This is a genomic window from Paenibacillus gallinarum (assembly GCF_014836635.1).
Lineage (GTDB): Bacteria > Bacillota > Bacilli > Paenibacillales > Paenibacillaceae > Paenibacillus > Paenibacillus gallinarum.
Window position 1 is genome coordinate 241,740 of record NZ_JACSQL010000008.1, and the last position, 7,304, is coordinate 249,043.

Here is a 7,304-nt window from a genome sequence, read left to right on the forward strand (position 1 = left end):
GAGCAGTTATGTTTGTAGATAAAGCGAAGATATATGTAAAAGGCGGCGATGGAGGGGACGGTCTTGTCTCCTTTAGACGTGAGAAGTATGTACCAGAGGGTGGTCCTGCAGGTGGCGATGGAGGAAGAGGCGGCAGCGTTATTTTCCGAGTTGATGAAGGCCTAAGAACACTCATGGACTTTCGTTATCAGCGTCATTTCAAAGCAAAACGCGGAGAAAAAGGTCGTAACAAAAGTCAACACGGTGCCAATGCAGAGGATATGATTGTTCGAATTCCTCCGGGTACAGTTGTTACAGATGAGGATACGGGAGAAATTCTTGCGGACCTGACGCGTCACGGTCAGCAAGTTGTAATTGCTCGTGGTGGTCGCGGAGGACGGGGAAACATCCGTTTTGCAACGGCAAATAATCCAGCTCCAGAACTTGCGGAGAATGGTGAAGAAGGTCAAGAGCGATATATTGTTCTTGAGATGAAAGTAATGGCAGACGTAGGGCTTGTAGGGTTTCCAAGTGTCGGCAAATCCACTTTGCTATCCGTCGTTTCCGGTGCGAAACCGAAAATTGGTGCATACCATTTTACAACAATAACTCCGAATTTAGGTGTGGTTGAAGTAGGAGAAGGACGCAGCTTTGTAATGGCAGATTTGCCTGGTCTAATTGAAGGGGCAAGCGAAGGGATCGGTCTAGGACATGAATTCTTAAGACATGTCGAGCGAACTCGCGTTATTATTCACGTTGTGGATATGAGTGGTTCAGAAGGAAGAGATCCTTTTGAAGATTGGATCAAAATTAATGATGAGCTTCGTCAGTATAATGAAAAACTGATGTCTAGACCACAAATTGTAGCGGCTAACAAGATGGACATGCCTGAATCAGAAGAGAATCTGGCAACCTTTGTGAAGAAAGTTAAAGAAGTTCGTCCAGACATAGAAATTATGCCGATTTCATCTTTAACTAGACAAGGAATCAAAGAACTTCTCTATAAAGCAGCGGATCTTTTGGACGCCATTCCAGAAGAACTAGTTGTAGAAGAAGTCGCTGAGGTAAGTGAGCGTAAAGTCTACAAACTTGAAAAAGCGGAAGACGAAGGATTTACCATTGTCCGTGAGAATGAGATGTTTGTTGTACACAGTGCTAAAATTGAGCGTATGATGAAACGAATGCAGCTTAATTCACATGAGGCCATTATGAAGTTGGCTCGTACTCTTCGTTATATGGGAGTAGATGACGAACTTCGTAAACGTGGTGCAAAAGATGGTACGATCGTTCGTATTTCTGATTTTGAATTTGAGTTTGTTGAGAGCAGCAGTTACTTTTAACCGACGCTAGAAAAACATAATAAAGCGGATATCCTTTTAAAGGGTATCCGCTTTTTTTTACAATCTTCATTCCATCTGTCTATTGCCCTTTTCGTTACTATCCTATATAATGTCCACTATACGAATACAATAGTCTTTGAGGAGAGGACGTTTTGAAAGAGCGTTACTACTTAGTTAGGGAAGATATTTTACCAGAAGCTGTCGTAAAGACCATGCAAGTGAAGCAGTTGCTTGCGACAGGTGAAGTGAAGACAGTGCATGAGGCGGCCGAGCGGGTAGGTCTTAGCCGGAGTGCATTTTATAAATATAAGGACGGAATTCATCTCGTTAATCAGCTAGAGAAAGAAAGGATTGTCACCATTTCTATTGACTTGGAGCACGAATCAGGTATGCTTTCTCAAGTACTGTCTTTAGTGGCAGCATGTGGGGGAAATGTACTTACGATACATCAAAGTCTTCCGCTTCAAGGAAGGGCGAATGTAGTAATCTCTGTGGAAATTTCACATATAACCGAAGAAATCGGCGAAATGTTGGACCAGCTTGAAAATTTGCAGGGAGTGAAACGTACAAGACTGATAGGCCAGGGTTAGAGGAGAAACACTAAATCTTACATTAGGGGATGAAGGATATGAAACCAATTAAAGTAGGTTTGCTTGGTTTAGGGACTGTAGGAACTGGTGTGGTTCGCATCGTGGAAGGGAACCAGGAAGATCTTAGCAGTCAGGTTGGTTCACCGATTGTGATCGAGAAGATTGCTGTTAAGAATACAGAAAAAGCCCGTAATATCAATGTGAATTCCGACAAATTAACAGAAGATCCCTGGGAAGTGATTCGTCACCCGGATATTGACGTCATTGTGGAAGTCATGGGTGGAGTAGATCAAACAAAAGAGTATATTTTAGAAGCGCTTGAGCGAGGAAAGCATATTGTAACCGCCAATAAGGATCTTATGGCACTTTATGGATCGGAAATCTTAGCCAAAGCAGCAGAAAAACGTTGCGACGTATACTATGAGGCTAGTGTGGCCGGCGGAATTCCAATCATTCGTACGTTAATTGAAGGTTTCTCCTCTGATCGTATTACTAAAATCATGGGAATAGTGAATGGAACAACGAATTATATTTTGACAAAAATGAGCCAAGAAGGCGTTTCTTATGAGGAAGTATTAAAAGAAGCACAGGATCTTGGATATGCAGAAGCAGATCCAACTTCTGATGTAGAGGGTCTTGATGCTGCTCGCAAGATGGCGATTCTGGCAACATTAGGATTCCATACGAATGTGGAGCTTCGCGATGTATCTGTCTCTGGAATCTCTTCCGTTACAAAAGAGGATATCAGTTATGCACGGCGCCTTGGTTATGAGATGAAGTTACTTGGTATCGCAGAGCGTCAAGACGACGAAATCACGATTAGTGTTCAACCGACCATGGTGAAGAAACAACATCCGATTGCTTCAGTTAATGGGGTGTTCAATGCCGTTTACGTGCATGGAGAAGCTGTTGGAGACACCATGTTTTACGGAGCAGGAGCAGGAGAAATGCCTACAGCTACTTCTGTTGTAGCTGACCTCGTGTCAGTTATCCGTAACCTCAAGCTAGGTGTCAGCGGACTGAAAGCAATTGCTCCTTACAAAGAGAAAAGACTGATTAGTGATGAAGAAATTAAGTATAAATATTTTATTTTGCTTCATGTGGATGATAAGGCAGGCGTTCTCGCTCAGATCACTCAAATATTTGCTGAGTATAATGTAAGTCTTGCATCCGTCGTACAACAGCCAAATGAATTTAATCCGGATGCAGAGATTATTATCGTGACACATGATGCAAGTAAAGCCAATATGGATAAGGTACAAAAGCATTTTGAGTCGCTTGATGTAATTCGTAAAGTAAAAAGCGTGTACCGCGTAGAAGGCTGAACTCATTAACGGATGACTTGGAGGGGAATTACTAGTTATGAATAACATCGTAAGAGTGAAGGTCCCGGCCAGCACAGCGAATCTAGGCCCAGGCTTTGATTCTTTAGGAATGGCACTCACCTTGTATTCCTATATAGAGATGCAGCAAGCGGAAGAGACTTGTATCGCTTTGCATGGTGAAAACTTGGACGGAATTCCAACGGATAAATCAAACCTAATATATAAAGTAGCACAGAGTGTATTTGAAGAAGCAGGAGTGGATATTCCGGAACTTTCTATATCTATGTATTCTGAGGTCCCGCTTACACGCGGGCTTGGAAGCAGTGCTTCTGCTATTATTGGCGCCCTTGTGGCTGCAAACGAACTTATTGGTTCTCCATTAACAAAGGATCGGTTATTTACGTTAGCTACGCAAATAGAGAAGCATCCCGACAATGTCGGGGCCTCGCTATTCGGTGGTTTTGTTGCTACAGCTTGGGATGGAAACAATGCTCATTATGTGAAGATTGACCCTCCAAAAGAATTAGAGATTTTAGTCGTGATTCCGCATTTTCAGTTATCAACAACCAAAGCGCGTGAAGCATTACCGAAAAGTCTTTCCCTTCAGGATGCGGTCTATAACATTAGCAGATCTTCTCTTTTAGTTGGAGCGGTGGCTGCAGGGCGCTATGATTTGCTCGCTGCTGCAATGAGGGATAGGCTCCATCAGCCTTATCGTGCAGAACTTGTACCTGGAATGGCAGAAATTTTGGAACAAGCCCCTCTTAGAGGTGCTCTTGGCGCATCGCTAAGTGGAGCGGGACCTACTGTGCTTGCACTTGTGCATAGAGAGGAAACTCGGAAGCATGAACTCGAGAACTATATGCTCCAAACGATGAATTCTCATGGTCTTGAGGCAGATACACTATGGCTCCAACCGGATCATAACGGAGTGCAAATAATGACAAAAAAGCACACGGACTCTTTTTTGGACATGGTAAAAGGGGAAGTTAAAGCATGAAACGAGTTGCATTATTGCCAGAAGGCACGGTATCCCATGAAGCGCTCGATTTTTTGTTTGGGGACGAGCCCTATGAAGGAAAACATTACAAATTGATTGCCGACGTATTTCGGTCCACAGACCGGGGTAATAGTAATTACAGTGTTGTTCCGGTGGAGAATACAATAGACGGTTCCGTAAGCCTACATATGGATTGGTTGATACATGAAGTAGACATTCCCATGCAATGTGAGTGGGTATATCCTTCTATTCAGAATTTGATTGGGGATCGATCAGAGTTTTTGAATGACAGAGATGAGCTTGACTTCACACGTATTCGAAAAATCATGTCTCATCCCGTAGCAATCCCGCAATGTCTGCAATTTATCCGTACCTATGCACCTCAAGCAGAACTTGAGAGCGTCGGAAGCACGGCTGAAGCAGCAGAGATTGTGAAGAAAAATCCAGGAAAAGGCTGGGCGGCCATTGCTACACGTCTTGCGGCCCAAAAGCACGGTCTTGATCTAATGGCTGAGCGCGTTACAGATCATGATAATAACTATACTCGGTTTGTATTGATTGGACATGATCCTATTCAGTTGGATAGAGAAGCTGATCATATTAAGACAAGTGTCTTAGTTACTCCACCGGAGGATTTCGCGGGGGCGCTTCATCAGGTCTTATCCGCATTTGCTTGGCGCAAATTAAATTTGTCACGAATTGAATCCAGACCTACGAAGAAAAGATTGGGCAATTATCATTTTTATATTGATGTACTGGAGTCCGTCGATTCTGCATTACTTCCAGCAGCTTTTGCGGAAATTGAGGCACTCGGTTGCCAAGTGCGTGTACTTGGTTCCTACCCTTGTTACATATATAGGGAAGTATAATTCAGGTGCAGGCACTTTCAACTTCTAAATTAAGAAACAGATGATTGTCTTATATAGTCGCGTTGAACCTCATTTAGCAACCTATCTCGAATAGGATTTTTGCTAAATGAGGTTTTTTTTGCAAGAAATGATGTCAATGTGAAAAGTCCTGCATAGGATGAGAGTAACGATAGAAAGGGCGAATGTCATGCCTGAAGATTGTAAGGAGGTTATAAACCTGTGAGAATACACATCGTAAAAGAAGGAGATACCCTGTATTTCTTGTCCAAGAAATATAATGTGTCGCTTGAGAAAATCATCAGTGCGAACCCAGAGATTGCAAACCCCAATCAACTAACCATTGGTACGAAGGTGAAAATCCCTTCTGCCCCCGTTTCGACTAATCCGGGCGGATCAATTCTGCATCAGCACAAGGTAGTTCAAGGAGATTCGTTATGGAAGCTTTCTAAAGCCTGGGGCGTTTCGCTTCAAGATATGATTGCTTCAAATCCGCAGTTAAAGAATCCGAACGCACTGATTGTCGGAGAAACTGTGTTTATTCCATCTGGGTCTAGCAGTGCCCCGAATGTTACAACAACAGAAATTTTACAAGGGGGGACTACGGTCCCGCCAGTAACTGGCATCCAGTCGCATACAGGGAAAAAGAATACCGCTCCTATGCCCAATTATCCGCAGCTTCCAGAACTACCAGAGATGCCGGAAATGCCTGTGCTACCAAAAGCCGATATAACAAAGCCGAAGCCTCCGAAAGCAGAGATCACGAAACCAAAACCGATCCCGCCAAAAGAGGAAACAAAAAAACCTAAGCCTGAACCACCTAAAGAAGAAGTAAAAAAACCAATCGAACCTGCTCCACTACCTGAAGTGAAACCTATAGCTCCTCCACCTACCAAGCCGCTGCCTCTACCTGTACCTAAACCGGAAATGATTAAACCTACACCACTACCTGTTCCAATACCGCCAATGAAAAAACCAGAGTACGAACCTAAGAAGGAAGAGTATTATTCTAAAAAAGAGGATTGCAACAACGAGTACATGAATCCATATCAGAACCCAGTGTATGATAAAGGAATGTACGGGGGAAATGCAGGATACCAAGGATACCAAAACCCGTATCAACAACCAATGGGATATGTAAATGATAAAAAGCAAGGTTATCCTCAGCCGATGCCGTATACCCAGCAGCCGCAGAGTGTTCAGAACACACCTTATCAATCAGGCAAAAGCGGAGATGTAAGTCAGCAACCACATACCACTTATGAACATGGCGGTTACATTGTGAATTATGCTCTTGTTGATGTTCCTTCATATGGAGGAGACTGCGGATGCGGTCATGCTAAACCATTACCATATAGTTATATGCAAGCAGAAGCGGACTGGAAAGCGGCAACAGCCCAAAATGCACAGCCTATGCTACATCCTCAAGCCTACGGTCACAGCCCGCAGTACACGAATTATTTCAGACCGACTGAATACGGAGTTCAACCGCCTTATTATCATCCGAATTACCCGAATGGTTATGGGCAGACGCCATTCCAAGCAGAGACTATCCAAACTAGTGGTCAAAATGGTGCTGAGGTGCAACAGGAACCGATTGTCGATTTAAATGGACTTGATCATCTCCCTATATTAGAAGAGGAGAAGACAGTACAGAAAAACAAAACGATCAGCAAATCGAATAAGGTGAAAAAAGCGTCAGTATCATCGAACAAACGAAACAAAGCATCAAGAGATAATAGTCAAACATCAAGACAAGGTAGAGCACGTAAAGAACGGAGAAACCCATGGATTAAACGATAATAGCCTCAGGAGAAAAGCGGAATTATTCCGCTTTTCTTTTTGTTTATAAAAAAGGGTTGCGCAATTGAAATATCCATGATATATTATAAGTCCTGTCACCGACAGGCGGGAATAAAGAGAAATAGTTTACTAGATTGAAAGAAAAACAAAATCAAAAAAACTATTGACAAGTATCCTGACACATGATATTATATAAGAGTTGCTGATGACGAAAGTTGTTAGCAAGATTGATCTTTGAAAACTGAACAACGAGGAGTTTTACGCAAGTAAAACTCATGAGTGAATTAATACAAAATTCAATTTGTTGGTCATAACAAATTGAACAGAGAACTTTTAGTTCTCGTCAGCATTTTCTAAATGAGCATATCGCTCTTTTCAATAACTTTATTGGAGAGTTTGAT

Annotated in this window: 6 protein-coding genes; all 6 read left to right on the forward strand. The window is 42.7% G+C overall.

Annotated features, from left to right (window positions below; genetic code table 11):
• Positions 1-8: 8 nt before the first annotated feature.
• The 6 genes from obgE (at position 9) to H9647_RS17420 (ending at position 6,903) form a co-directional block, all read left to right on the forward strand.
• Entirely contained in the window at positions 9-1,319 is a 1,311-nt protein-coding gene (gene obgE / locus H9647_RS17395) for a GTPase ObgE (RefSeq protein WP_191802274.1), read from the forward strand.
• A gap of 152 nt (positions 1,320-1,471) precedes the next feature.
• Positions 1,472-1,909, forward strand: coding sequence for an ACT domain-containing protein (locus tag H9647_RS17400; protein WP_191802276.1), 438 nt, complete (start codon positions 1,472-1,474; stop codon positions 1,907-1,909).
• A 38-nt stretch (positions 1,910-1,947) separates the two neighbouring features.
• Positions 1,948-3,234: a homoserine dehydrogenase gene (locus tag H9647_RS17405; protein WP_191802279.1), complete on the forward strand. Its 1,287-nt coding sequence runs from the start codon at positions 1,948-1,950 to the stop codon at positions 3,232-3,234.
• Between the two features lie 37 nt (positions 3,235-3,271).
• Complete coding sequence (gene thrB, locus H9647_RS17410; RefSeq protein ID WP_191802281.1) at positions 3,272-4,234, forward strand: homoserine kinase; 963 nt, start codon at positions 3,272-3,274, stop codon at positions 4,232-4,234.
• Positions 4,231-5,103, forward strand: a complete 873-nt coding sequence (gene pheA, locus H9647_RS17415) for a prephenate dehydratase (protein ID WP_191802283.1) — start codon at positions 4,231-4,233, stop codon at positions 5,101-5,103. The genes thrB and pheA overlap by 4 nt, the downstream gene beginning before the upstream one ends.
• 219 nt (positions 5,104-5,322) lie before the next feature.
• Positions 5,323-6,903, forward strand: coding sequence for a LysM peptidoglycan-binding domain-containing protein (locus tag H9647_RS17420; RefSeq protein WP_191802285.1), 1,581 nt, complete (start codon positions 5,323-5,325; stop codon positions 6,901-6,903).
• The last annotated feature ends 401 nt before the right edge of the window (positions 6,904-7,304 follow it).

Coding starts and splice junctions, on each gene's coding strand:
- obgE (WP_191802274.1), top strand. CDS start 9: ATGTTTGTAGATAAAGCGAAGATATATGTAAAAGGCGGCGATGGAGGG.
- H9647_RS17405 (WP_191802279.1), top strand. CDS start 1,948: ATGAAACCAATTAAAGTAGGTTTGCTTGGTTTAGGGACTGTAGGAACT.
- thrB (WP_191802281.1), top strand. CDS start 3,272: ATGAATAACATCGTAAGAGTGAAGGTCCCGGCCAGCACAGCGAATCTA.
- pheA (WP_191802283.1), top strand. CDS start 4,231: ATGAAACGAGTTGCATTATTGCCAGAAGGCACGGTATCCCATGAAGCG.